This window comes from Rhodoblastus acidophilus (genome assembly GCF_025961575.1).
Classification (GTDB): domain Bacteria; phylum Pseudomonadota; class Alphaproteobacteria; order Rhizobiales; family Beijerinckiaceae; genus Rhodoblastus; species Rhodoblastus acidophilus_C.
The window spans coordinates 104,501-129,167 of sequence record NZ_JAOQNX010000005.1 but is presented as its reverse complement, the minus strand read 5'-3'; the positions used below and the strand labels follow the sequence as shown (position 1 = coordinate 129,167).

Genomic DNA, 24,667 nt, shown 5'->3' with positions numbered 1-24,667 from the left:
GAGCAGGCGGGCTCGGTTGCGACGCGTTCGCCCTTCGACTAAAACGCGTCCATGCTCGATGATCTCCTGATCGCGCGCGCGCTCCATGTGCTCGCCGTCGTCCACTGGATCGGCGGCGTCGGTTTCGTGACGCTCGTCGTCCTGCCGCTCGCGTCGTCGCGCCCCGCGGTCGAGGCGCTAAAACTGTTCGAATGGGTCGAGCGCCGCTTCGCCGCACAGGTCCGCGTCTCCATCCCGCTCGCCGGCGCGGCGGGTTTATGGATGACATATCGCATGGATGTGTGGGAAAGATTCCTTGATCCCCATTTCTGGTGGATGGCGGCCATGGCGGCGCTATGGGCGGTCTTCATGACGATGGTGTTTGTTGTCGAACCCGTGTTTCATCGAGAACTCGACGCCTTCGCCCGAAAAGACCCGGCGGGCGCGCTGCGGCGCGTCATCCGCGCGCATGTCGTCCTGCTCGCGCTCGCCGCCCTCACCGTGCTCGGCGCAGTGGCGGGATCGCACGGTTTTTACTTCTAGCCGGCGCTGAGGAGGCCCGATGCTCCTCGATGTTCTCGGCGCCGCGCAAGACCTGGGACGGGTGCAGGACCTCACCGCGCTGCTGGTGCGCTACGGCTTCGGCGATCTCGCGCGCCGCCTCGGCCTGGGACGGGCGCTGGAAAATGCGGGACGCCTGCTGCACTGGAGCGAGGCGGAGGAGCTGGCGCGGCTCGAGCCGCCGCAGCGCATCCGCCGCCTGCTCGAGGACATGGGGCCGAGTTTTGTGAAGCTCGGGCAGATCCTGGCGACGCGCATCGACCTGCTGCCGCAGGACTATATCGACGAACTCGCCAAACTGCAGGACCAGGCGCCGCCGATCGCTTTTGACGCGCTCAGACTTCAGCTCGAAGAGGATCTGGGCGCGCCGGTCGAAGAGGTTTTTGACGAGGTGGACCCCACGCCGATCGGCGCCGCCTCGATTTCGCAGGTGCATCTGGCGCGGCTGAAGACCGGGGCGCGTGTGGTGCTGAAGATCAGGCGCCCCGGCGTGAAAAAGGTGGTGGAGTCCGACCTGCGCCTGCTGAAGCGGCTGGCCGAGATCGCGGAATCGCGCATTGAGGAGCTGCGCCGCTATCGTCCCGTCGAAATCGCCGCGCAATTTTCCCGCTCCATGCGCCGCGAACTCGATCTCGCTGCGGAATGCCGCAGCGCCGAGCGCGTCGCCGAAAGTTTTGCCAACGACCCCGACATCGTCGTGCCCACGGTCTATTGGCGCTGGACCTCGGAACGGCTCAACGTCCAGCAATTCATCGACGGCATTCCCGGCCGCGATCTCGCCGCGGTCGACGCCAACGGCCTCGACCGGAAACTGCTCGCCCGCCGCGGCGGCGCGGCGGTGCTGAAAATGGTGTTCGAGGACGGTTTTTTTCACGCCGACCCGCACCAGGGCAATGTGTTCTTCCTGCCCGAAAACCGCGTCGCCTTCATCGATTTCGGCATGGTCGGCCGCCTCTCGGAGGCGCGGCGGCGCGAACTGGTCGACCTGTTTCAGGGCTTTGTCGAGCGCAACCCGGATCGCGTCGTCGACATTCTGATGCAATGGACCCGGCGTGACGTTCTGGACGAGGAAGCGCTGACGATCGACGTCGATGCGCTGATCGACAGCGTCCATTCCGTCCCGCTGAAATCGGTCAACCTGCCGCAATTGATCAACGATCTCGTCGCCCTGCTGCGCGAGCACAATCTGGCGCTGCCGGCCGACCTCACCCTGCTGACCAAGGCGTTCGTTTCGCTCGAGGGCATGGGCCGCCAGCTCGACCCGGATTTCGACGTGATGGCGACAGCGGCGCCGTTCCTGAAGAACCTGGTCCTGGCCCGCTATTCGCCAAAGGCGCTGGCGCGGCGCGGCCGCCAGGGTTTGGGCGACATGATTGAGGTGATGAGCGGCCTGCCCGCCGATCTGCGCAAACTGGTGAAGCAGGCGCAAACCAGCAATCTGAAGCTGCGCCTCGACATCGAGAAACTCGACGAGGTCGGCGACAAGATCGAGCGCGGCGCGGCGCGGCTGGCGCTTGCGCTGGTCACGGCGGCGCTGATCCTGGGCTCGTCGATCGCCATGACCGCCTCCGGCGGGCGGTTGCCGGTCGACGTGTCCTATTTCGCCATGTTTGGTTTCATGTTCGCGGTGCTGGGCGGGGTGTGGATCATCCTGTCAATCTGGCGGGGCCGCTGACGCGGCGCTCCCAAAACAGAATCGTGGCTGCTGAGAGGGGAAACGGACCAGCCAGATGCGGAGGGCGAGGTCGGCGCTCAATCTCCCGCTAGGCAACTCAGCCTTGATCTCGCTCTGACACGATTGATCTCACCAGGCTGCTTCATGCTGCGTCGAGCTTCTGTCGCCTTGGCTGGCCGCTTGGAGATTCGTTGGACACCCACGCGAAAAACGCGGAGGGGCGCGCATCCAACACGTCGCAAATATTCGCCATGATGCGCGCCTCGATACGCTCTTCTCCGCTCTCGAACTCGAGGAGACGGGCGTTTGTGACGCCAATTGCGGTGGCAAAGTTGTGAATAGACAGGCCAGCCGCGAAACGTCGATTCCGCAGAGACCTGCCAAGTTGCACGTCTATTGGATTGAGGACTTGCATGGAATGCCCCTGTGTTCTAAACGTTGCCGCAACGGCAACCTGAGGTTTAAGGTATACCTATTAACGGGTTGTGAATGCACATGCTCCTTGCGCCAGGGTTGCACACGGCGCATGGACAGTTTGCGAAAATTTCATATGAAAACAGAATTTTGATTGACATAGCGCAATGCACGTTACCTACGTCACTCTAGCTTTGGGCGTGGAATGCACGCGCAACGGGTAGGAGTTTTGCAACTTTCGGTAGGTAAACTGTCGGAGCGTAGACCGACGCCTTTTGCGTTCGAGAGTGAAGCCCAAGATCGGTAAATGGAGACGAACGTGACCGACGAAAAGCTTGCCGAATTAATCGAAATCAACCTCTTCTTCGCCAAGTCCGAACTCTGCCAGATGGCCGATGCCTCCGCTCCTGCGCGAGCGCTGCTCCATATTGAAGAAGCGATGAAGGAATTGAGGAACGCAAAGCGTAAGGCGGCGAAAAACAACGACTGGAAGACGAACGTCGCTTGAAAGGTCATGCAGGCTTCATTCCGATAAGATCAGCCCCCGCCAGCGCATCGGTTGCGGGGGCTGTTCCGTTCAGCCGGCAGGTCAACTGGCCGGAACGGATTCGCCGTTCTTAAATCTGATCTGAAACAATAAAGCGAGACCCCGCGATCGCGATCAGGTAATCTTTTACAAAAGAGATTCGCGGGAATGCCTTCCATGAAAAGCTTTTTCACAGGGCGAGCGGTGACACTTGCTCTCGCCGCCGTCTGCGCCGGATCGACGCTCCTGAGCGGCTGCGAGAGGAAAAACGCCTATGTGGCGCCTCCCCCGGCAAAAATCTCCGTCGCCACTCCCGTCCAGGCGCCCGTCACGCTTTATGCGGAGTTCACCGGCAGCACGGCGCCCTCGGCCATGGTCGACGTCGAAGCCCGCGTGCAAGGTTTTTTGCAGTCGATCGGCTATCGTGACGGCGCCCCCGTGAAAAAGGGCCAGGTTCTTTTCGAGATCGAGAAGGATCAATATCAGGCCCAGGTCGACCTGCAGAAGGCGACGCTCGCCAGCGCACAGGCGACGGAAGCCAACGCCAAAAGTCAATATGGCCGTCAATCGACCCTGGGGCAGAAGAGTTTCGCCAGCCAGAGCGTGGTCGAAGACACCAAGACGAAACTAGATGCGGCGACGGCCGATGTCGCAATGGCGCAAGCCAAACTCAAGACGGCCGAAACCTCGCTCTCCTACACCACGGTGAAGGCGCCGTTCGATGGCGTTGCGACGCGGCATCTGGCGGATGTCGGCGCGCTGGTCGGATCGTCCGGGGTTACAAAGCTGGCGACGGTGCTCCAGGTCGATCCGATCCTGGTTTACTTCACCATTTCCGAAAAGCAGCAGCTCGACATGCGCGACGCCCTCGCCAAACAGGGCAAGACGCTCAAGGATATGCGCGAGGGCGCCCGCGACCTGCCCTTCGAAATCGCTTTGGGGCCGGACCTCGCCTTCAGCCGCCAGGGCAAGATCGACTATATCGCTCCGGACGTCGAAAGCGCCACGGGCACGCTGCAATTGCGCGGCGTGCTGGAGAACCCCAATGTCGATCTGGTCCCGGGACTGTTCGTGCGGGTGCGCGTGCCCGTCGGCAAGATCGATGCGGCCCTGCTGGTCAATGACACCGCCGTCCAGTCCAACCAGACCGGCAGCTATGTCATGGTGGTCGGCAAGGATGACGTCGTCGAGCAGCGTCAGGTGACGACCGGCCCGGTCGAGGGCCAGCTTCGCGTCATCACCAGCGGGCTTAAGGCCGGCGACAGGGTCGTGATCGGCGCGATCCAGCGCGCCATCCCGGGAAACAAGGTCGCGCCGGAAAATGCGGCCATGGCCGCCGCGCCAAGCGGGCCGAAGCCCGCGCCCGCCGCCCTTCAGGGCGCGGACAGCGGCAAGACGACCAAACCCTGATCCCGGTCCCGCGCATTTAAGGCGGACATCATGTTCTCGCGCTTTTTCATTGAACGGCCGGTCCTGTCCAACACGCTGGCGCTGGTCATCGTCCTGCTCGGGGCTCTGTCGCTGCGCAGCCTACCGGTTTCGCAATATCCGAATGTCGTTCCGCCCACCGTCTCGGTGACGGCGAGCTATCCCGGCGCCAGCGCGCGCACCGTGATGGACAGCGTCGCCCTGCCGATCGAACAGCAGGTCAATGGCGTCAAGGGCATGCTCTACATGCAGTCGATGAGCGCCAGCGACGGCAGCTACAGCCTGACCGTGACCTTCGACATCGGCACGGATCCCGATATGGCGCAGGTTCTGGTGCAGAACCGCGTCGCCCTGGCGAGCGCCCAATTGCCGACGGCCGTCTCGACCCAAGGGTTGAACGTGCAGATGAAATCGACCTCGATTCTGCAATTCATCAGCCTCTATTCCTCGGACGGGCGCTACGACAACCTGTTCCTTTCCAACTATGCCAAAATCAATCTTCAGAACGAATTGGCGCGCGTGCCGGGAGTCGGCAATGTCTCCGTGCTGGGCGCGGGCTCCTACGCCATGCGCATCTGGCTCGACCCCGACCGCCTCCAGGCTTACGGGCTGACGCCGAGTGACGTGATCACGGCCATCCAGCAGCAGAGCAATCAGGTGACGGTCGGCCTGATCGGCGGCCCGCCGGCGCCGGCCATGGCGAATTTCCAATATGTGCTGAATGTCACCGGCCGTTTCGATGACCCCGGCGATTTCGAGACCATCGTGGTCAAGGCGGTCGACCAGGGCGGCGGCAAGATTGTGCGCGTGCGCGATCTTGCCCGGGTTGAGCTGGGCGCCGCCTCCTATGGCCAGACCGCGACCATTGACGGCAAGCCCTCGGCGGCGATCGCCATCTCGCAGCTCACAGGCGCCAACGCTTTGACGGTCGCGGAGAGCGTCAACGCCAAAATGCAGGAGCTGGCCAAATCCTTCCCCCCCGGCCTCGCGTACAAAATTTCATTCGACAGCACGAAATTCATCACCGCCTCGATCGACGAGGTCTATGAAACCCTGTTCATCGCGGCCGGCCTGGTGCTGATCGTCATCTTGCTGTTCCTGCAAGACTGGCGCGCCATGCTGGTGCCCGCGACCACCGTCCCGGTGACCATTGTCGGCGCATTCGCGGTCATGGCCCTGATGGGATTCAGCGTCAACACGACGACGCTTTTTGCTCTGGTGCTGGCGATCGGCATTGTCGTCGACGACGCCATCGTCATCGTCGAGGGCGTCGTCACCCATACTGACGCGGGCCTGTCGAGCCGCGACGCCGCCGTCAAAGCCATGTCGCAGCTGCTGGGCCCGATCATCGGCATCACGCTGGTGCTGATGGCGGTATTTCTCCCGGCGGCGACGCTCTCGGGCCTGACCGGCAAGATGTATCAGCAATTCGCCCTGGTCATCGCCGCCACGGCGCTGATTTCGGCGGTGAACGCCCTGACGCTGAAGCCGACGCAATGCGCGCTGTGGCTGCGGAAATCGACGCCGCCGGAGAAGAGAAATATCGTCTATCGCGCGTTCAACGCGGTCTATGCGCAGGCGGAAACCATCTACGCCGGACTTGTCAGGCTGTTGGTCGGCCGCGCGCTCCTGACGGCGACGGTCGGCGTCGCGCTGGCCGGCCTTGCCTTCTACGGTCTGGCGCGCGTGCCGACCGGGTTCCTGCCCGATGAGGATCAGGGTTATTTCATCGTCAGCGTCAATCTTCCCGACGCCGCATCGGCCCAACGCACCGCGGCGGTGGTCGCCGAGGCGGTCAAGCGGGTGGAGAAAACGCCCGGCGTCGAGAGCGTGATCGGCGTTTCCGGCATTTCACCGCTCGACAACAACGCCACGCTCTACAATGCAGGCATGCTCTATGTCGTGTTGAAGGACTGGGACCAGCGCAAGAACTCGGATTTGAGCATTGGCGCGATCACGGCGAAAGCGCGCGCCGCCCTGGAGGACATGGACACCGCGACCTCCCGGATTCTTCTGCCGCCGCCGATCCAGGGCATTGGCAATAGCAGCGGCTTCACCATGATGGTCGAGGCGAAGGACGGGCAATCCGATTTCCTCGCGCTCCAGAACGCGGCCGATCAGATCGCCGAGAACGCGGCGACACAGTCCGGCCTTTCCCATGTCGGCGCCAATTTCACCGGCAATGTGAAGAGTTTGCGGCTGGTTGTGGACCGCGCCAAGGCGGAGACGCGGGGCATTACGGTCGGACAGGTGTTCTCGGCGCTGGAAAGCTATCTCGGCTCCACTTACGTCAACCAGTTCAACAAGTTCAACAATGTGTTCCAGGTCTATGTGCAGGCCGACGCGGCATTCCGGCTGCAGCCGGACGATGTGCTGAAGCTGAAGGTCAAGGCGGCCAATGGGCAGATGGTCCCGATCGGCGCCATGGCGAGCCTCAAGGATGAAACGGCGCCGCCGCTGATCACGCTCTACAACCTTTATCCGGCGGCGACAGTCGTCGGCGCCCCGGCGTCCGGGTTCAGCTCGGGCGAAGCCATGAGTCTGATGAGCGAAATCGCCCAGAAATCGCTGCCGCCCTCGATGGGGTTCGCCTGGACCGGCATGTCCTATCAGGAGCTGATCGTCGGCAACCAGATTTACGGCGTGTTCGCCATCGCCCTGCTCCTGGTCTATTTCGTGCTCTCCTCCCAATATGAGAGCTGGCTGCAACCGCTGGCGGTGATCCTGTCCGTGCCGCTGTCGCTGCTGGGCTCGGTCGCGGCTTTGCTGGCGACCGGCATGTCCAACAATCTGTATACGCAGATCGGCGTTGTGCTGCTGATCGCGCTCTCGGCGAAAAACGCCATTCTGGTGGTGGAATACGCCCGGGAAAAGCGCGCCAAGGGTTTGGCCATCGCCGAGGCTGCGGTTGAGGCGGCGCGCCTGCGCTTCCGCCCCATCCTCATGACCTCGTTTGCGTTCATTTTCGGCATGCTGCCGCTGGTCTTCGCCACCGGCGCAGGGTCGGGCGCGCGCGTTTCAATCGGCGTCGCCGTGGTCAGCGGCATGCTCGCCTCGACCTTCCTCGCGGTCTTGTTCGTCCCGGCGTTTTTCGCCGTGTTGGAGCGCGTCGCCGCTTGGCGCGCGAAAAAACCCGCGACGGCCTGACGGCGCGGCTCCGGCCTATCGGGCCGGCGCGCGCGCTTGCAACTGCGAGATCATCGACTGGCCCTCGGCGCCCGAGAGCCAGGCCTCCGCTTCGCCGCGCGTGCCGAAGCTGACGCTATGCTTGTAGGGATTGAGCTTTCCATAGATCGGAACAATGATCCGCCAGTCATCGTCGTCGATGTCGAGAACATAGGCCGGTGATACGTAAGCTGCTTGTCGAGCCATATCCACCCCACTGCTGTTAAGCGCCCAATGCGTCGCGACGTGATTTCTGGAGGAGTGCTGAATACCCGCACGCGTCGCGACCCAGGGGGCGCATTGAAGAGATTTGAGCCGGCATTGCTTCGTTAAAAATTATCCGTGCGATCATTTAACAATTCATTAATGGTGTAGGCTTCCTCGCAGCGGCCCTCGCGCGCGCCGGCGAAATCGCGCGCGTCCTCTCTTGACGTCGGCGGCGTCGACGAGTTCATGAAAGCGAACGGAAGCGCGCAGCGCGCGCGCTCCTGATTGGGATTTGTTCTTGTCCGACAGAGACTTACGCATTGTTATCGCCGACCCGAACCCGGTGCGCGCCGCCATCTTGCGGGAAGGCTTGACCGAGGCCGGCCATACCGACGTGGTCGTGCTCGACTCCTTCCTCGACCTTGAAGCGCGACTGGGGGCGATCCGTCCGGATATCGTCCTGATCGATCTGGAGAATCCCAATCGCGACGTGCTGGAGCAAATGATTCGCATCTCCGGCGCCAACGCCCGCCCGGTCGCCATGTTCGCCGACGTCTCCGACGCGTCCATGATCACCGCCGCCATCGACGCCGGCGTCTCCGCCTATGTCGTCGATGGACTGAAGAAGGAGCGGGTCAAGACCATCGTCGACCTGTCGATCTCGCGCTTCAACGCTTTTGCGCGGCTGCGCGATGAATTGGCGGCGACGAAAACCCAGCTCGCCGACCGCAAGGTCATCGACCAGGCCAAGGCTCTGTTGATGAAGGCGAAGAAAATCCCGGAGGAGCAGGCTTACGCCATGATGCGCAAGGTCGCCATGAACGAAGGCAAAAAAATCGCGGACGTGGCCCGCTCCATCCTCACGGCGGCGGAGCTGCTGAAATGAAAACCTTGCGCATCGGCTATCTGCCGCTCACCGACGCCGCGCTGCTCCATGTGGCCGCGGCGAAACATTTCGACCGCGAGGAAGGCGTCGTTTTCGCGCTGCATCGCGAAACCTCCTGGGCCAATCTGCGCGACAAGCTCGCCTTCGGCTTTTACGAGGCCGCGCATATGCTGGCGCCCGCCGTGCTCGCCTCGGCGCTGGGCCTCGACGGGTTTCATGTTCCGATGATCGGCGCCGCGGCTCTGGGCCTCGACGGCAATGCGATCTCGGTTTCGCCGGCCCTGGCGAAAGAAATCGCCGGCGATCCCACGCCTTCCGCGAAAAAGCTGGCGGCGCTGATCGCGGATGAAAAGAAGCCGCGCTTCGCCCATGTCTTCCCCTGGTCCATGCATCATTATCAATTGCTGCTGTGGCTGCGGCTCGGCGGCCTATCGCGCGATCAGGTCAGCCTGACGGTGACGCCGCCGCCGCTGATCCCGCAAAGCATTGAGGGCGGCTATATCGATGGCTTTTGCGTCGGCGAACCCTGGAACACCTTTTCGCAGCAGCGCGGCGCCTCGCAGATCCTGTTTCCCTGCCTGGCGCTGATGCGCGATTGCCCGGAAAAAGTGTTGGCGTTTCCGCGACGCGCGGCGGAAGCGGCGCCGGACGCTCCCAAGGCGGCGGCGCGGGCGCTCCGCCGCGCCGCGCTTTGGGGTGAGGCCAATATCGCGGAGTTTCGCCAGATCGTCGCGGACTCGCTTGCGCCCGACCTTGCCGAAGCGGCGGTGCGCCCGGCGCTCGAAAAGGATTGGCTGCGGCTCGATGCGGCGGCGACCGGAGTGAGCGCGCTGCAGGCGGAGTTTTTGCTGGCCCTGCTCGCCTTCGCCGGGCAAGCGGCTTTCGATGAGACCGGCCTGAAGCTGGCGCGCGCGGCGTTCTGGACCAGCGAGCAGGAGCCGCCTGCGCCAAAAATCTTGGGCCGCAATTATCTGGGCGGCCCGCTGGACTTGGCGGATTTGCCTCTCCTCGCCCCGCCTGCGGATTGAGGGCGGTTGTCGCTCAATTTTTTGGCAGGATTTGCCGATTACAGGCGCCGCGCGCCCATGCGACGAGCAGAGCGCCTCTGACCGGCTGGACGGCGAAACTTGCCCAAAGCCGCGGTTTTTCTAGCGCTTCAGCCGATCGACCCAAACTGGCGCCGCTCTTGCTTTAATTGTTGCAGGTCAATGACGACCCCGTTCATCGGTTCGCGCAAGCCAACGGCGGCTTGCAGCGTGAAGTCAAGGCGCTGCTGCGCCGCGATGCGGGTCGTCCTCCTTCCCAAACTTCGCCAGCGAACCCTTGCGCGGATCGTCTCGCAACGAGAGCGCCGCTATGGGACAGATCGAGAAATTTCCGCAGCCGCACCCGCGCGCCCCCCGCGCGATGGATGCAGATGCGCAAAAGCTGGTGGTGATCGGCAACGGTATGGCGGCGGGCCGCCTGCTGGAAGAGTTTTTCGCCCGCAACAGCACGCCGACGAACGTCACGCTGTTCGGCGCGGAGCCGCGGGTCAACTACAACCGCATCATGCTCTCGCCTGTCCTCTCCGGCGAGAAAAAATTCGACGACATCATCATCCACGACGACGCCTGGTATGCGGCGCAAAACATCGACCTGCGCCGGGGCGAGGCCGTCGTCGCCATCGATCGCGCCAAGAAATGCGTGGAGACGGCGAGCGGCGAAAGCGTCGCTTACGACAGGCTGGTGATCGCCACGGGCTCCATGCCCTTCATCATTCCGGTTCCCGGCGCCAACCTGCCCGGCGTGGTCTCGTTCCGCGACCTCGACGACGTGCAAAAGATGCACGAAGCCTGCGCAAAGGGCGGGCACGCCGTGGTCATTGGCGGCGGGTTGCTCGGCCTCGAAGCGGCGGCGGGCCTCGCGCTCAAGGGCATGAAGGTTTCGGTCGTCCATCTCATGCCGCATCTGATGGAGCGCCAACTCGATTCCAGCGCCGGCTATCTGCTCAAGAACGCCATCGCCGCGCGGGGCATCGAGGTGTTCACCGAAGCCAATACCGACGCCATTCTGGGCGAGACCCACGTCACCGGCGTGCGCCTGAAAGACGGCCGGGTGCTGCCGGCCGATCTCGTGGTGATGGCGGTGGGCATCCGCCCGAACGCGACGCTGGCCAAGGCCGCCGGCCTGGAAACAAATCGCGGCGTGATCGTCGACGATTTTATGCGCACCTCGGACGAGAACATTTTTGCCGTCGGCGAATGCGTCGAACATCGCGGCCAGACCTTTGGGCTCGTCGCGCCGCTCTACGACATGGCGAAAATTCTGGCGGCCGAACTCGCGGGCGAAAAGCCGGCCGGCTTCACCCCCGCCGCGACGTCGACAAAGCTGAAGGTCACCGGCATCGACCTGTTTTCGGTCGGCGACTTTTCCGATGACGACGTCAACAATGAAGTCGTGCTGCGCGACCCCGCGCGCGGCATCTACAAGCGCGTGATCCTGCGCGACGAAAAGGTCGTGGGCGCCGTGCTCTACGGCGACACCAACGACGGCGCCTGGTATTTCGATCTGCTGAAGAAAGGCGAGAATGTTTCGGCCATTCGCGACACGCTGATCTTTGGCCAGGCCTATCAGGGAGGGTCCACGCTGGACCCTACGGCGGCCGTTGCAGCCTTGCCGGATGATGCGGAAATCTGCGGCTGCAACGGCGTCAACAAAGGCGCGATTGTCTCGGCGATCCAATCGGGACTGACGACGCTCGACGAAGTGCGCGCGGCGACGAAAGCCAGCGCCTCCTGCGGCCAATGCGCCGGCAAAGTGGAGCTCCTGCTCGCCGCCACGCTCGGCGAGGCCTTCAAGGGCGCGTCGCGAAAACACATGTGCAAATGCACCGACCTCACCCACGAGGAGGTGCGCGGCTTCATCCGCGACAAGCAGCTTAAATCGCTGCCGGCCGTCATGCAGGAACTCGGCTGGAAAAGCTCCGGCGGCTGTCCGTCCTGCCAGCCGGCGCTCAACTATTATCTCGTCGCCCAATGGCCGGGCGAATATCGCGACGATTATCAGGCGCGTTTCATCAACGAGCGCGTCCACGCCAACATCCAGAAAGACGGAACCTATTCCGTGGTGCCGCGCATGTGGGGCGGCATGACCACGCCGGACGAATTGCGCGCCATCGCCGATGTCGCCGACCGTTTTGCGATTCCGGCGGTGAAGGTGACCGGCGGCCAGCGCATCGACCTGCTCGGCGTGAAGAAGCAGGATTTGCCGGCTGTCTGGGCCTCCCTCAATGCGGCGGGCATGGTGTCGGGCTTCGCCTACGCCAAGGGCTTGCGCACCGTCAAAACCTGCGTGGGCAAAGAATGGTGCCGGTTCGGCACGCAGGATTCCACCGGGCTCGGCATCAAGCTGGAAAAACTGATGTGCGGCTCGTGGACGCCAGCGAAAGTCAAGCTCGCGGTCAGCGGCTGCCCACGCAATTGCGCGGAAGCGACGGTCAAAGACATTGGCGTGATCTGCGTCGATTCCGGGTTCGACATTCACGTTTCCGGCGCCGCCGGCCTGCATGTGCGCGCCACCGATCTGTTGGGCCATGTCGATAAAGAAGAGGAGGCGCTGGAATATTGCGCCGCCATTTTGCAGGCCTATCGCGAGGAAGGCGCCTATCTCGACCGCCTGTTCAAATGGGTCGACAAGTTCGGCCTGGAGCGCCTGCGCAAGCTGATCTTTGAGGACCACGCCGCGCGCAAAGCTTTGTACGAGCGCTTCCTGATCTCGCAGCGCGCCGCGCGCAAGGACCCCTGGGCGGAGCGCGTCGCCGGCAAGGACATGCACGAGTTCATGCCGCTCTCCGTGCTCGGAGCCAAAACCGCAAAAGTCGCCGCCGAATAAGGATTTTGTCATGGAAGAGAAATTTTGGTTCGACGTCGGTCCCGTCTCCGCCGTTCCGCTGCGCGGCGCGCGCACCGTGCGCACCCCAAGCCGCGAGATCGCGGTGTTCCGCACCGCCAGCAACGAAATCTTCGCATTGGAAAACCGCTGTCCGCACAAGGGCGGGCCGCTGAGCGAGGGCATTGTCCACGGCCGAAAAGTGGCGTGTCCGCTGCACAACTGGATCATCAATCTGGAAGACGGCGAGGCGACCGGCGCGGACCACGGCTGCGCGAAAAAATTCCCGACGAAAATCGAGCGCGGCCACATCTACATCGACATGGGCGTGCTGGCCCCGGCGTGAGTGACGGCGCCCTCCTTCTCCCCTTGCGGGAGAAGGTGGCTCGGCGCGCAGCGTCGAGACGGATGAGGGGTTCGTCACACGCGAACAACAATCGAGGCGGCGGCGGCGCCCCCTCATCCGGCGCCATAGCCCGTCGAGAGACGGGCGTCCTGCGGACACCCTATGGCGCCACCTTCTCCCGCAAGGGGAGAAGAAAGTCCCTCGCGAGTGGAAAGAATGTCCGAAACGATCAAGACCACATGCCCCTATTGCGGCACCGGATGCGGCGTGAAGGCGACCGTTGACGGCGACCAAATCTCCGTGGCGGGCGACCCAAATCATCCCGCCAATTTCGGTCGCCTGTGCGTGAAGGGCTCCGCGCTCGATCAGGTGATGGACCTCGACGGTCGTCTGTTGCATCCGCGCATCAACGGGTCCCGCGCCAACTGGGATGAAGCCCTCGATCTCGTGGCGCAAAAATTTCGCGACAGCATCAAAACGCACGGCCCCGACTCCGTCGCCTTCTATGTCTCCGGGCAATTGCTGACGGAAGATTATTACGTCGCCAACAAGCTGATGAAAGGTTTTGTCGGCTCCGCCAACATCGACACAAACTCGCGCCTGTGCATGTCGTCCTCGGTCGCCGGGCACAAGCGCGCTTTCGGCTCCGACACCGTCCCCGGCTGCTACGACGACCTTGAACAAGCCGACCTCGTCGTGCTCACCGGCTCCAATCTCGCCTGGTGCCATCCCATTCTGTTCCAACGCCTTGCCGCCGCTCGCGAGAACCGTCGCGGAAAGCCGATCGTCGTCAACATCGATCCGCGCCGCACGGCGACCAGCGAGATCGCCGATCTGAATCTGCAACTCGCGCCAGGCTCGGACGTCGCCCTGTTTCTCGGCTTGCTCGACGCGCTGCGCCGGGCCCGCAAGGCCAACAAGCGTTTTGTCAATCAGCACACGGAAGGCCTCGCCGAGGCTTTGGCCGAGGCGCGCAACTGGACTCTTTCGCGGGTGGCGGAGGTGACCGGTGTGCCGCCGCACGATCTGCGCCGTTTCTATGACCTCGTCGCCGCGCATGAAAACTGCGTCACCGTCTATTCGCAGGGCGTGAACCAGTCCTGGGCCGGCGCTGACAAGGTTAACGCCATCATCAACACCCATCTCTACACCGGGCGGATCGGCAAGCCGGGGTGCGGGCCGTTCTCGGTGACCGGCCAGCCCAACGCCATGGGCGGGCGTGAGGTCGGCGGCCTCGCCAATATGCTCGCCGCCCACATGGACCTCGAAAACCCGGCTCATCGCGCGCTGGTCAGCACGTTCTGGAAAGCGCCGGCGCCGATTCCGGACAAGCCGGGCCTCAAGGCCGTGGACCTGTTCAAGGCGGTTCATGACGGGCGCATCAAGGCTTTGTGGATTATGGCGACCAATCCGGTCGACAGTCTTCCGGATGCCGATTTCATCCGCGAGGCCCTGGCCAAATGCCCGTTCGTGGTGGTGTCGGACGTCGCCGAAAACACCGACACCAACGCCCATGCCCATGTGCTGCTCCCCGCTTTGGCCTGGGGCGAAAAAGACGGTGTTGTCACCAATTCCGAGCGCCGCATCTCGCGCCAGCGGGCGCTGCGCCCTGCCCCGGGCGAAGCGCGCGCCGACTGGCGCATCATCTGCGATGTCGCTGGGTGCATGGGGTTTGGCGACGCCTTCGCCTATGACAAGCCCGCACAGATTTTCGCCGAACATGCGCGGCTCAGCGGTGACAAGAACGGCGGGTCGCGCGACTTCGACATTTCAGCTTATGCCTGGATTTCCGCGGCGGAGTACGACCGCCTCGCGCCCTTCCAATGGCCGGCGCCGGCGGGCGAAACGCCCAGCGATGCGCCAAAACGTTTTTTTGCCGACGGAAAATTTTTCACGCCCGGACGCAAGGCGCGTTTCGTCGCCACGCCGTTTCGCGCGCCGGCGGAGGCGCCGAGCGCCGGCGCGCCCTTCGTGCTCAACACCGGCCGCCTGCGCGACCAGTGGCACACGATGACGCGCACCGGCGGCGCCGAAAAACTGTCGCAGCACATCGCCGAGCCCTTTGCCGAACTCAACCCTCTTGACGCCGCGCGGCTCGGCGTCGAACCCGCGGGCCTCCTGCGGTTGAGCAACACCCGCGGCGACGTGCTGTTGCGCGCCCAGATCGTCGATCGGCAACGACCGGGCTCGATCTTCGTCCCGATCCACTGGAGCGAGCAGTTCGCCGCCAACGCCCGTGTGGGAAAACTGGTCGCGCCCGTGGTCGATCCGGTTTCCGGACAGCCGGAAAGCAAGGCGGCGACGGTCGCTGCGGAAGCTGTTTCACCGCTCTGGTTCGCCTTCGCGCTGACGCGCGAAAAGTCGGAAAAAATCGATGCGGACTATTGGGCGCTGGCCCGAACCGCGGGCGGCTGGCGCATCGAACTGGCGGGCTTTTCCCCGCTCGCCGAGCCCGAAGATTTCGCGCGAAAACTTTTGGGAGCGCAAGACGCCGAACTCACCGCGCTCCGCGACGAGCGCGGCGGCGGCTACCGTTGCGTCGCGACCCAAAACGACCAAATTCTCGGGGCCTTCTATCTCGCGGCGCAGCCGGTCGCCGTCGCCCGCGCCTGGGCTGCGGAACAATTCGCGGCCGGCGCCGCACCGCTCGCCTTGCTGGCGGGACAACCGCCGAAAGACGCCCGCGATCCCGGCCGCAAAATCTGCGTCTGCCTCAACGTCGGCGTGAACACCATTCTCGATGCGATCCGCGACAAGGCGCTGATCAGCGTCGCCCAGATTTCCGACGCGACCGGCGCGGGAACAGGGTGCGGCTCCTGCCGCCCCGAAATTGAAAGGCTCCTTCACACCGCGGCGCAAGCCGCTACAGTCTGACAGCAGAAAGGGCGCATATGAAACTCTCCGACATCCGGAAAGCCGGGCACTGGCCGACGCTTCTCTCGGCCTTCCTCTATTTCGACATCAGCTTTATGGCCTGGGTCTCGCTTGGCCCGCTGATGGTCTATATCGCCCGGGAAATGAACATTCCGGTCGAGCAGAAGCTGACCCTGGTCGCCATTCCCGTGCTGTCCGGCGCGATCCTGCGCATTCCCATGGGCATTCTCGCCGACACGATCGGATCGAAAATCACCGGCGTGATCGCCCAGATCATCATGACCGTCGCCTGCCTCTATGTCTGGAAATTCGGGCTGGGAACGCCCAGCCAAGTGGCGATCTTCGGCGCGCTGCTCGGCCTCGGCGGCGCCTCGTTCTCGGTCGCGCTGCCGCAGGCCAGCCGCTGGTATCCGCCGCAATTGCAGGGTCTGGTGATGGGCATCGCCGGCGCCGGCAATATGGGCGTGGTGCTCGACACGCTGTTCGCGCCCTCGATCGCCGAAGTTTTCGGCTGGCAAGGGGTTTATGCGGCGCTTCTGATCCCGATGATCATCATCCTCGCCATCTACATCTTTACGGTCAAGGACGCGCCCGGCTCGGTCAAACCCATCGCTCTGGCCTCCTATGGCAAACTGCTGCTGGATTCCGACAGCCGCTGGTTCATGTTCTTCTACTTCATCACCTTCGGCGGTTTTGTCGGTCTCGCCTCCGCGTTGCCGCTCTATTTCACCGCCCATTTCCACGTCACTCCGGTGGCGGCGGGGCTGATGGTGTCGCTGATCGTGTTCTTCGGCTCCACCTTCCGCCCGGTGGGCGGCGCCATCGCCGACCGCATCGGCGGCATCAAATCGCTGACCTTCATGTTCGTGGTGGTCTCCGCCTGCTATTTCGGCGTCGCCCTGCTGCCGGAAGGCCCCGCGCCCGCGAGCGGCGGCTGGTCGCTGATGCAGCTTCCCGCCATGGGATGGCTGGCGGTCGCCCTGTTTTCCGTGGGCACTCTGTGCCTGGGCATGGGCAATGGCGCGGTGTTCCAATTGCTGCCGCAGCGCTTTCGCAACGAAGTCGGCGTGATGACCGGTCTGGTCGGTTTCGCCGGCGGCCTGGGCGGGTTCTTCCTCGCCAAGGCGCTGGCGACGTCAAAAGGCATGACCGGCGGGTTCATGGCCGGCTTCCTGTTCTTCTCGGTTCTCGCTTTGCTCGGCGTCGCCGGCCTGAGTTTTGTCAAGAACCGCTGGCGCACCACCTGGGGCGCGGTGTCCGGCGCGCGGATTTGACGACGCCGATCGCCCGACCGACACGACTGAGGGCGCCGAGGCTAGCGCCCCTGCCCCTCACCCCCGCCCTCTCCCCGCTCAAGCGGGGAGAGGGAGCCACGTCCCGGCCCTTCATGTCCCGTTTCGACCACGACCTGCGCTTCGAGATCGGCTTCGCCTCGGACAAAGGCAAGCGCGCCGACAACCAGGATTATGCCGCCGCCCGGATCGGCCGGCCGCGCGTGGACGCGCGCCGCGCCGCCGTCGCCGCGCTGGCCGATGGCGTCGGCGGACGCCAGGGCGGACGCGACGCCGCCGAACTTTGCGTGCGCGGTTTTTTCGATGGGTTCTTCGGCCTGCCCGCCTCGCTCGGCGCGCCACAGGCCGCCGCCCGCGCGCTCAGCGCCATCAACGACTGGATCGTGGCGCAAGGCCGCGTCGATCCCGAACGCGCCGGCATGGCCACCACTTTTACCGCGCTCATCCTCGACGGGCGTGATGGCCATTGCGTCCATGTTGGCGATTCCAGGCTGTACAGACTGCGTGAAAGCGCGCTCGAACAACTCAGCGAAGACCATGTGATGGGCCGCGGCGACCTGAGTGTTTTGCGCCGCGCCGTCGGCGTCGAAAACAACCTGCCGATCGATCACCGCAAATTTTCCTTGCGCCCGCACGAGCGCTATCTGCTGTGCAGCGACGGCGTGCATGGCGGCCTGCGCGACGCGAGCTTACGCGAAATCCTGGACCAGCGCGCCGCGCCCGACCGTACGGCGCAGGACCTCGTCGCCGCGGCGCTGGCGGCCGGAAGCGCCGACAATTGCACCGCGCTCGTCATCGACATTCTCGACGCGCCGCCGGCCAGCGCCGAGGATATTTCTCAGACTTTTGACGCTCTCCCCATTTCGGTCCTGCCGGAGATCGGCGCGGTCGTCGACGCCTTCCGCATCGATGCGCTGCTGTCCGACGGACGCTACGCCCGTCTGCTGCGCGCCGAAGATTTGCGCACCAGCCAGACTGTCGTGCTAAAATTTCCCAAGCCCGCGGTCGCCGACGACGAAGTTTTCCGACGCGCCTTCATCAACGAGGCTTTTGTCGCCAGCCGCGTGCGCAGTCCCTGGATCGCCGAAACCATCGAACTGCCGCCCGAGCGCCAGACGCGGCTATATTCGGTGATGCCGTTCTATGAGGGCGAGACGCTCGAAACCCGGCTCAGGCGCGAGCCGCCGATCAGCCTGGAGGATGGCGCGCTGCTCGCCACCCGCATGGCGCGCGCGATAGCGACCCTGCATCGCGCCGGCGTCATTCACCGCGACATCAAGCCCGAAAACATCCTGCTGCTGCGGGACGGCGGCATCAAACTGCTCGACCTCGGCGTCGCGCGCCTGCCGCAACTGGACGACTTTCCCGACATCCATGCGCCGGGCACGCCCTCCTATATGGCGCCGGAATTTTTTGCCGGCGCGCAGGGCGATGAAGCCACGGACCTGTTCGCGCTCGGCGTCACCGTTTATCGCCTGTTCACGCGCGCCTATCCCTTTGGCGAGATCGAGCCGTTCACCAAACCCCGGTTCGGCAAACCGGCCTCGCTGACGGCGAAGCGGCCCGATCTGCCCGCCTGGCTGGAAGGCGCGATCTTCAAGGCCATTGCCGTCGATCCGGCCAAACGCCATGCCGACGTGCTCGAATTCGCCTTCGAGATCGAGAACGGGGCGAGACGCGGCGGACCCGCTGTGGCGCGGAAGACGCCGCTCTATGAACGAAACCCGCTGCTGTTCTGGCAGGGGCTTTGCGCCTTGCTCGCGATTCTCCTGGCGGTGTCGCTGTTTCGCAGGTGATCACGCGCGACCGAAGCGGCCGAAGCGATGCGCCAAGGTCGGCAGCACAAACAGGTTGAGAAGGAGCGAGCTGATCAGCCCGCCCAGAATGACCGTCGCCATCGGGCCCTGAACCTCGCGGCCGGGCTCGGCGGCGCCGATCGCCAGCGGCGCCAAGCCGAGCGCGGTGACCAGCGAGGTCATGACAATGGGGATCAGCCGGTCGCCGGCCCCCTTGATCGCGGTGGCGAGACTCCAGTCCATGCCCTCGACCGTGACCAGATGATGGTAATGCGAAATCATCATGATGGAATTGCGCAGCGAAATGCCGAACAAAGCGACAAAGCCGACCATCGAGCCGATGGTCAGCACAGCGCCCTGGAGTTGCACCGCGAGCACGCCGCCGATCAGGGCGAAGGGCAGGTTCAGCAGCACCAGCGCGAGGTTCCGCGCATTCCTGGTGATGAGCGAGAGCACCAGGACCACGCCGGCGAAGGCGAACAACGCATGCTGGATCAGGTCGCGCCGCGTCTGCGCCTCCGCTTCCGCCGCGCCGGTGAATTCGACATAGACGCCGCGCGGCAGATTCACCTGGGCGGCGACGGCTTTGCGCGCCCGGGCGACAAAGGCGCCGACATCGGCTTCGGACACGTCCGTCGCCACCGTCACCATGCGATGCGCGCCCAAATGATCGATCTGGGCGCGTCCCGTCGTCTGCGCGACATCGGCGACATCGCGCAGCGCGATAAAGGCGCCGTTTCCCGCACGCAACGGCAAATCCGCGATTTTCTCCACCGCATTGCGCGCGCCGGGAGCGAGCGTGGCGATCACATTTTTTGCGCGCGGGCCGTCGTGAACCTGGCCCACGACCTCGCCCTGGCAGGCGATCCGGACCACATCCATCACCTGCGCCGGCCGCAGCCCCCAGCGGGTGAGATCGTCGTCGCGCAACCGGATCGAGATCTCAGGCGTCGACGGCGCCGCCCGCAGCCGCGCATCCCGGCTCCCCCTGGTCTTCTCCAGAACGGCAAGAATTTGCGCCGCCGTCTGATCGAGCGCGGCGAGATCGTCGCCGAAAACATTGATCGCCACCGCCGCGCCATTGCCGGCGACCACCTCTTCGATCCGCTCGGTCAAAAACGGTTTTAATGAAAACCGCGCGCCGGGAAATTCCTCGATGCTTTTCCGCACCTCGCGGTCGGCGCGGCTCAATTGCGCGCCGTTCAGGCCCGGCTTGAGGTCGACCTCGATCTCGCTGGCGTTGGTCCCGCCGGTGTCGTCGGCGAGTTCGGCGCGGCCCACGCGCTGCGACACCGAACGCACCCATTTGAGTTCGCTCAAAAGGTCGGTCGCCAGCCCGCCGATGCGCAAGGATTCCGCAATCGAACTGCCGGGCGCATTGGTCATATGCAGGGTGTAATGGCCCTCCTTGAACTCGGGCAGAAACGCGTTCTGAAAGAACGGCGGCAGGGTGAGCGCGCCCAGCGTCGCCGCGATCACCGTCGCCATCACTGCCCGCGGGCGCCGCGCGATTATGCTGAGCGCGGCCTCAAAGGGCCGCCGCAGAGCGGTCGTCAACGGCGGGGTTTTGGAGGTTTTGCGCGCCTCGCCGCCCAGAAGCGTCATGCACAGCGCCGGCGTGACGATCAGGGCCGTGGCCAGCGAAGCGATCAGCGCCAGCAGATAGGCCAAAGCCAATGGCCGGAAAAAACTGCCCGCCACGCCCGGCAGGGTGAGCACCGGCAGGAACACCAGCATGACGATCATGGTCGCATGGACGACGGCGCCGCGCACCTCCAGCGAGGCGTCGAGCACGACCTGCGCCGCAGGCCGCGGCTCGGCCTTTGCGCGGTTTTCGCGCAGGCGGCGCACGATGTTCTCGACATCGATCACCGCATCATCGACCACCTCGCCGATGGCGATGGCGAGCCCGCCCAGCGTCATGGCGTTGAGCGTGAACCCCCAGGCGTCCAGCACCAGCACGGCGACCAGCAGCGACAGCGGGATGGCGATGGAGGAAATGGCGGCGGTTCGGATATCGAACAGGAACAGGAACAGGACGACGATCACCAGCGCGCCGCCGAGCAGCAGCGCGTCGCCGACGCCCTGCTTGGTCACGGCGACGAAATTGGCGGGGCGGAACAAGGTGGCGTCGAGGTCGATCCCCTCGCGCTCCAGCGTCGGGCGCAGCCCCGCCAGCGCCGCTTCGACGCATTCGGTGACCTCGACGGTGTTGGCGCCATATTGGCCGGAGATCTGCAGCACGACGCCGGTCCGCCCCATCACCGACGCGCCGCCAATGGCCGGCTCCGGCGCCTGGGTGACGTCGGCGACATCCGCAAGGCGGGTGCGGGACGATCCGTTGCTCGCCAGCACGATTTCGCCCAGCGCCTTCGCCGAGAGCGGCGGCGCGTCCGCGCGCAGGGGCAGGCGCTGGTTGGGCGTCTCGACCAGGCCAAGGCCCTTCGCCCCGATGGCGCCGCGCGCGGCGGCGACCACCTCGTCCAAGCCAATTCCGGCGCGGATCAAATCTTCGGGCCGGGCCTGGAATTGCAGCGACCGCAGCTCGCCGCCAAACACCGCGACCTTGGCGACGCCGGGAACCGCGAGCAGGCGCGGTCGCGCCAGACTGTCGGCGACCGTGCGCACATCCATGAGATCGCGGCTTTTTGAGGTGAGGCCGACGATCAGGATCGTGCTGCTCGACGAGGTCAGCGGCGTCAGGACGGGCGGCTTGACGCCGGCCGGCAGGTTTTGCGCGGCGCTGGCGACATGCTCGGCGACGATCTGGCGGTTGAGCCGGGCTTCGCTGCCCATGGCGAAGGTCACGGTGACGACCGACAGGCCCTGGGTCGAGGTGGAGCGCAGGGTCTTGACGCCGATGGCGCCGGCTATGGCGTTTTCGAGCGGCTGGGTGACCAGCGCCTCGACCTCCAGCGCCGCCAGACCCGGCGCTTCGGTCTGGATGTTGACCTGCGGCGGCGCGAATTCAGGGAAGACGTCGTATTTGGCGCGGGTGAGGGCGTCGACGCCGAACACCAGCAGCAAAAAGCTCACGCCCAGCACGATCCAGCGGCGCCGGATCGCCGCCGCGATGAGATGCGCCTGAAACCCCGACGACCCGGGTGACGACGCCTCCATTCAAGTCCCCCTCGCCGCGACCTCCCTTGATTGCAGCGAAGCGTTCAGAACGTCAATATTTCGCCGCCACCGCCACCGCCTCGGTTTTGGGCGCGTCGAACGTGACGCGGATGCCGCCATAAATCGACAGGGGCTGCGCCGGCGTCACGCTTTGCGGATTGGTGAAGGCCTGGAACAGCTGGGTCGTGTCGAAATAGGTGCCGTAAAGGTAGTAGCGCCGGTCCAGAACGTTCTCGGCGCGCGCGTAAAACTCGACATTGTCGAGCACCTTCCAGGAGCCGTGCAGGCCGACGGTGAAATAGCCGGGGAGGCGCGGATTCTGGTTGGCTTCGTCGCCGACATAGCGTTGCGGGCCGACGAAGAGCAGGTCGGTTCCGATCCGGGCTTTCGGCGTCACGTCCCAGTCGGCGCCGAGCTTGACGCGATTGCTCGGGATCATCGGCATCTGGTCGCCGGGCTTGACGTTTTCGACGCCGTCGTCGGCCGCATAGGAGGGCCCGAAGGAATTGAGCTGGAACGCGCTTTGGAAGGTCGCATAGAGATAGGTGTAGGACGCGCGCAGCGTCAGGTCCTGGATCTTGTAGTTGACCACGGTCTCGACGCCGCGCCGCAGCGTCGCGCCGACATTGGCGAAATAGCCGTAGCCGATCACCGCGGTGTCGACGACATTGTAGATGTCGTTGTCGGTGCGGGTCTGGAAGGCCCCGAGCTTCCACGACAGCGCGCCATAATCGCCGAAATCGTTCTGTCCGCGCAGGCCCGCTTCAAAGGTCTGCGCCACCACCTGTTTCAGGGGCGGATCGGAGATCAGCGCGCTGGCGAGCAGGCAGGGGTGGTTCGGGTCGGCGCAGGCCAGCTCCAGCGGCGTCGGCGCGCGGTTGGACATGGCGTAGGAGCCGTAAAGCTGGAGTCCGGGCGTCAGCTTGTAGGTGAAGCCGGCCAGCGGATTGACGTGGGTGAATTGATTCTGGCCGTTGGCGTCGCCGCCCAACTGATCGTAGAGCGAGATCGCGGCGAGGTTGAAGCGCGCGCCGCCGGTGAGGGTCAGCCGGTCGTTGACCTCGATGGAGTCGAGCGCGTTGACGCCGAAATAGCGGTTGATGGTGTGGACGCTGGTCGGCCCGATGACGACGGGGCTGCCGGAATCGCCGAGATAGACGCCGGCGCCGCTCACGACATAGTCCGGATTGACCACGCCCAGCTCCGAGGAGCTGGAGAAGGAGCTCATGCCGTAATCGAACGAAGCGCCGATGCTGAAATTGTTCTTGAAGCCGAACAGCACGCCCGAATTGGTGAGCTGGAAGGCGGTTCCCAGGCTGGTGGTGATGACGCCGGTGCGGTCGATCTGGCCCAGCGGCAGATCGTTGGGGTTGGGAACGCTGCTCGTCGAGATCTGCGCGCCGTTCAAGCCATTGGCGGGCGAAAAGGATCCGTCGCCATTCTGGAAGCAGAGACTGGCGGGGGCGTCGGGGCAGGCCTGGGCCTCCGTCGGATTGCCGTCGACGTGTTTCTGGATGAAGCGGCGCACATAGGCGTTGCCGTTCAGCGTCCATTCCGGAGTCAGGGTGAACTGGCCGGTGAGATTGACCATGCCCATCTGGTTCGACGTGGTCTGCGGCGTCGTATAGGTCTGCGCCCAGTTCTGCTCCACCATCTGGATGGGCGAGGTCGAGACCGAGCCGAGATTGGTCCCGGCGAGACCGACGTTCAGGTGGATTTCATGGCCGTCATTGCGATAGCCGAGGTCGCCGTAGAAGCGGCGCGCGCTGGAGCCGTTGAAATAGCGGTAGGAATCGTCGTGAAAATATTCGAGCGCGCCATAGAGGGCGAACTGGCCGAATTGCCGGCCATAGTCGAACCCGGCCTGGACGCGCCCATAGGAGCCGCCGGAAATGTCGAACTTGCCGCCCTGGTAAGTAAAACCGTTCTTCATCCTGATGTTCAGCGCGCCGCCGAGCGCGTTGAGGCCATAGGCGGGATTGTTCGAGACGAGGTCCATGGAGGCGATGGCGAGGGTCGGGATCAGGTCCCAGTTCACCTCGTCGCCGAAGGATTCGTTGATGCGCACGCCGTTCTGGTAGACCGCGAGTCCCTGCGGCGTGCCGGTCGTCGGCGAGGCGACGAAGCCGCGATATTCGACGTCGGGCGAAAGCGGGTTGCCCGTGGTCGATTGCAGCGTGACGCCGGGGACGGTGCGTTCGAGCACGTCGCCGACCATGGCCGAGCCCGCGCGCTGGATCTGCGCCTCGTCGACATGGGTGTTGGTGTAGGGGCGGCTGTCGATGACCGGCTCCACGCGCGGAGCTGAAGGCGGCGGCGCGGCGACGACGGGGGCCGCGGGCGCGACCGGCGCGGCGCGAACGACGGGGGCGACGGGCGACGGCGCAGCGGGGCGCGGGGCGGCGGGCGTGTCCGTGGTGACGTTGATGTCGGGCAAGGGCGTCACGGTTTCCGCGTGAACGCCGGTGACGCCCAGGGCGACGAGAACGCTCGCGACCGAAAGACTTGCACGCTTCATGACTTCCCCC

Annotated in this window: 16 protein-coding genes; 12 read left to right on the top strand and 4 right to left on the bottom strand. The window is 64.6% G+C overall.

Annotated features, from left to right (window positions below; translation table 11 throughout):
- Positions 1–51 precede the first annotated feature (51 nt).
- Together M2320_RS05115 and M2320_RS05110 are read left to right on the top strand one after the other, a co-directional pair.
- Positions 52–522, top strand: coding sequence for a hypothetical protein (locus M2320_RS05115; RefSeq protein WP_264596340.1), 471 nt, complete (start codon positions 52–54; stop codon positions 520–522).
- A 19-nt stretch (positions 523–541) separates the two neighbouring features.
- Complete coding sequence (locus M2320_RS05110) at positions 542–2,215, top strand: ABC1 kinase family protein (RefSeq protein WP_264596339.1); 1,674 nt, start codon at positions 542–544, stop codon at positions 2,213–2,215.
- A 142-nt stretch (positions 2,216–2,357) separates the two neighbouring features.
- Here the strand turns inward: M2320_RS05110 and M2320_RS05105 are convergent, their stop codons facing one another.
- Entirely contained in the window at positions 2,358–2,630 is a 273-nt protein-coding gene (locus tag M2320_RS05105; protein WP_264596338.1) for a helix-turn-helix domain-containing protein, read from the bottom strand.
- Positions 2,631–2,948: 318 nt separating this feature from the next.
- On the opposite strand from M2320_RS05105, the gene M2320_RS05100 reads away from it, so the two are divergent.
- The 3 genes from M2320_RS05100 (at position 2,949) to M2320_RS05090 (ending at position 7,730) form a co-directional block, all read left to right on the top strand.
- Positions 2,949–3,137, top strand: a complete 189-nt coding sequence (locus tag M2320_RS05100; RefSeq protein WP_264596337.1) for a hypothetical protein — start codon at positions 2,949–2,951, stop codon at positions 3,135–3,137.
- Between the two features lie 195 nt (positions 3,138–3,332).
- The gene (locus tag M2320_RS05095) at positions 3,333–4,565 is read left to right on the top strand and encodes an efflux RND transporter periplasmic adaptor subunit (RefSeq protein WP_264596336.1); all 1,233 of its coding nucleotides are present in this window, start codon (positions 3,333–3,335) and stop codon (positions 4,563–4,565) included.
- Between the two features lie 30 nt (positions 4,566–4,595).
- Positions 4,596–7,730, top strand: coding sequence for an efflux RND transporter permease subunit (locus tag M2320_RS05090; protein WP_264596335.1), 3,135 nt, complete (start codon positions 4,596–4,598; stop codon positions 7,728–7,730).
- Positions 7,731–7,745: 15 nt separating this feature from the next.
- Here the strand turns inward: M2320_RS05090 and M2320_RS05085 are convergent, their stop codons facing one another.
- Positions 7,746–7,955 carry a hypothetical protein gene (locus M2320_RS05085; RefSeq protein WP_184429420.1) on the bottom strand — a complete coding sequence of 70 codons (210 nt, stop codon included), beginning with the start codon at positions 7,953–7,955 and terminating at the stop codon, positions 7,746–7,748.
- A gap of 298 nt (positions 7,956–8,253) precedes the next feature.
- Here M2320_RS05085 and M2320_RS05080 point away from each other — a divergent pair, with 298 nt between their 5' ends.
- From M2320_RS05080 to M2320_RS05050, 7 genes are all read left to right on the top strand, one after another.
- On the top strand, positions 8,254–8,841 hold the full coding sequence (locus M2320_RS05080; protein WP_264596334.1) for an ANTAR domain-containing response regulator: 588 nt from the start codon (positions 8,254–8,256) through the stop codon (positions 8,839–8,841).
- On the top strand, positions 8,838–9,869 hold the full coding sequence (locus M2320_RS05075; RefSeq protein WP_264596333.1) for an ABC transporter substrate-binding protein: 1,032 nt from the start codon (positions 8,838–8,840) through the stop codon (positions 9,867–9,869). The genes M2320_RS05080 and M2320_RS05075 overlap by 4 nt, the downstream gene beginning before the upstream one ends.
- A 379-nt stretch (positions 9,870–10,248) precedes the next feature.
- Positions 10,249–12,714 (top strand): nitrite reductase large subunit NirB, encoded by a 2,466-nt coding sequence (gene nirB / locus M2320_RS05070; RefSeq protein WP_264596390.1) that lies wholly within the window; start codon positions 10,249–10,251, stop codon positions 12,712–12,714.
- A 10-nt stretch (positions 12,715–12,724) separates the two neighbouring features.
- Entirely contained in the window at positions 12,725–13,057 is a 333-nt protein-coding gene (nirD, locus tag M2320_RS05065; RefSeq protein ID WP_184429423.1) for a nitrite reductase small subunit NirD, read from the top strand.
- Between the two features lie 216 nt (positions 13,058–13,273).
- The gene (locus M2320_RS05060; protein ID WP_264596332.1) at positions 13,274–15,931 is read left to right on the top strand and encodes a nitrate reductase; all 2,658 of its coding nucleotides are present in this window, start codon (positions 13,274–13,276) and stop codon (positions 15,929–15,931) included.
- A 17-nt stretch (positions 15,932–15,948) separates the two neighbouring features.
- Positions 15,949–17,205 (top strand): MFS transporter, encoded by a 1,257-nt coding sequence (locus tag M2320_RS05055; RefSeq protein WP_264596331.1) that lies wholly within the window; start codon positions 15,949–15,951, stop codon positions 17,203–17,205.
- A gap of 113 nt (positions 17,206–17,318) precedes the next feature.
- Entirely contained in the window at positions 17,319–19,019 is a 1,701-nt protein-coding gene (locus M2320_RS05050; protein ID WP_264596330.1) for a bifunctional protein-serine/threonine kinase/phosphatase, read from the top strand.
- On the opposite strand, the gene M2320_RS05045 is transcribed toward M2320_RS05050, so the two are convergent.
- On the bottom strand, positions 19,020–22,139 hold the full coding sequence (locus M2320_RS05045) for an efflux RND transporter permease subunit (protein ID WP_264596329.1): 3,120 nt from the start codon (positions 22,137–22,139) through the stop codon (positions 19,020–19,022). It lies immediately after the preceding gene.
- Between the two features lie 52 nt (positions 22,140–22,191).
- The gene (locus tag M2320_RS05040; RefSeq protein WP_264596328.1) at positions 22,192–24,657 is read right to left on the bottom strand and encodes a TonB-dependent receptor; all 2,466 of its coding nucleotides are present in this window, start codon (positions 24,655–24,657) and stop codon (positions 22,192–22,194) included.
- Positions 24,658–24,667 lie beyond the last annotated feature (10 nt).